At 74.0% G+C, this 1,717-nt stretch carries 2 protein-coding genes and 1 pseudogene; all 3 read left to right on the top strand.

Annotated elements, in window-relative coordinates:
- Positions 1–575 (top strand): methyltransferase family protein (locus ACIQOV_RS40365; RefSeq protein ID WP_401055975.1); only part of this gene is annotated, 575 nt, incomplete at its 5' end.
- 211 nt (positions 576–786) lie between these two features.
- A complete protein-coding gene (gene tatA, locus ACIQOV_RS40360) occupies positions 787–1,095 on the top strand; it encodes a Sec-independent protein translocase subunit TatA (RefSeq protein WP_359910355.1) in 309 nt (102 codons plus the stop codon).
- 168 nt (positions 1,096–1,263) lie between these two features.
- Positions 1,264–1,717, top strand: a pseudogene (locus tag ACIQOV_RS40355) (hypothetical protein); the annotation flags it as partial.

Genomic DNA, 1,717 nt, shown 5'->3' with positions numbered 1-1,717 from the left:
CCCTCATGTCCCTGCCCGCCCTCCTCTCCCTCCTCGGCGTCCTCTGCTGGGTCGCCTACGAGCTGCTGCTGCGCCGGCGCGAGGACACCGCCGCCGGCACCTGGCACGCCGACCGCCGCGACCGCGGGTCCACCCGGCTGCTGCTCGGCTGCTACGTCCTGTCGGTCCTGGTCGTGGTGCTGTTCGACCGCGCCGGGATCGGCGAACTGCCCTCCTGGGCCGCCTGGTTCGGGGTGGCCCTGGTGGCCGCCGGGCTGGCGCTGCGGGCCTGGGGCATGCGCACCCTGGGCCGCTACTACACCCGCACCCTGCGCACCGTGGACACCCAGCGCCTGGTCCGCACCGGCCCGTACCGGCTGATCCGGCACCCCGGCTACACCGGCAGCCTGCTGGTCTGGGTCGGCTACGCGGTCGGCACCGGCAGCTGGGCGGCCGCCCTGGTGGTCGCGGCCCTGCTGTTCGCCGCGTACGGCTGGCGGATCTCCGCCGAGGAGCGGCTGCTGCTGGACGCCTTCGGGAGCGAGTACGCGCAGTACCGCCGGGTGACGAAGCGCATGGTGCCGTTCGTCCACTGAACGCCCCGACGCGGTCGGCCGGGTGTGAGCTTCGGCACCCGCGTCCGGCCGGGCCGGTGCCGCCGCGCTCGCGATCCGCTCGAACGGCACCTGGTTTTTGGCCAGCGTTTCCCGGCTGGTGTATCCGTTCGCCGTCAGGTACAGGCATACTGGCCAGCACGGGCGCTAGCGCCCGCCATGACTCCTGACAAGAAGGGACCGGTGGCCAGGGATGCTGCGGAACGGTCTTGAGCCCTGGCACATTCTCGTGGTGCTGGCGGTCGTAATCCTGCTGTTCGGATCGAAGAAGCTGCCCGAGATGGCCCGTGGCCTGGGCAAGTCCATGCGCATCCTGAAGGCCGAGACGAAGGCCATGCGCGAGGACGACACCCCGGCGGACGCCGCGGCCGGCACCGCGCAGAGCACCGCCGCTCCCCAGCAGGGCGCCACCGCTCCCCAGCAGAGCGCCGACCGCCCGGCCGTCACGCCGACCAACGTGACCAAGGCCACCGAGACCAAGCGGCCCGAGACGACCGCCTGAGTCCACCCCTTCCTCCGGAAAGCCCCTGGTGAACCACCAGGGGCTTTCCGCGTTCCGGGGCCGGCCTGAACCGTTCCGGGCCCGCTCCGGCCACCGCCCCTCCCGACTGGCCGTCCGATCTGATCCGTTGTCTCCTGGTATGCACCCATCGGAGGAACGGAGCCCGGCATGCCGACCGGCGAACCCGGCGCCGGGCCCGAGGGCGGGCCCGGCGACGAACTGGCCGAGCTGCGGGCCCGGCTGAGCGCCGTCGAGGCCCAGGAGGCACGGCTCGCCGAACAGGTGACCGCCGGGCCGACCTTGCGCCCGGCGGAACGCCCACCGCCCCGGCACCGGGTCCGCTCCTTCCTCGCCGCCCTCCTGATCGTGCCGGCCTGCGCGCTCACCCCGCTCGGCGCCCTCGCGTTCTGGGCACGGTCCGGGATCAGCGACACCGACCGCTACCTCGCGACGATGGCCCCGCTGGCCGAGGACCCCAGGATCAAGGCGGCCGTCACCGACCGGGTGACCGCCGAGATACCGCCGAAACGGAGGGGCCGCAGCTGCGGCGGCCCGTACGGCGACGGCGCGGGGGCTCGCCCGATCGGACCAGGCGGGCGAGCGGACGGGCCCGGGCCCGGGG

The organism is Kitasatospora sp. NPDC091257, assembly GCF_044757675.1.
GTDB classification, from domain to species: Bacteria; Actinomycetota; Actinomycetes; order Streptomycetales; family Streptomycetaceae; genus Kitasatospora; species Kitasatospora lactacystinica.
The sequence above is the reverse complement of the archived record's forward strand: the minus strand, read 5'-3'. Positions and strand labels throughout refer to the sequence as shown.

What these genes read in the sequence shown, in the direction of transcription:
- tatA (WP_359910355.1), top strand. Translation starts at nt 787, where the DNA reads ATGCTGCGGAACGGTCTTGAGCCCTGGCACATTCTCGTGGTGCTGGCG.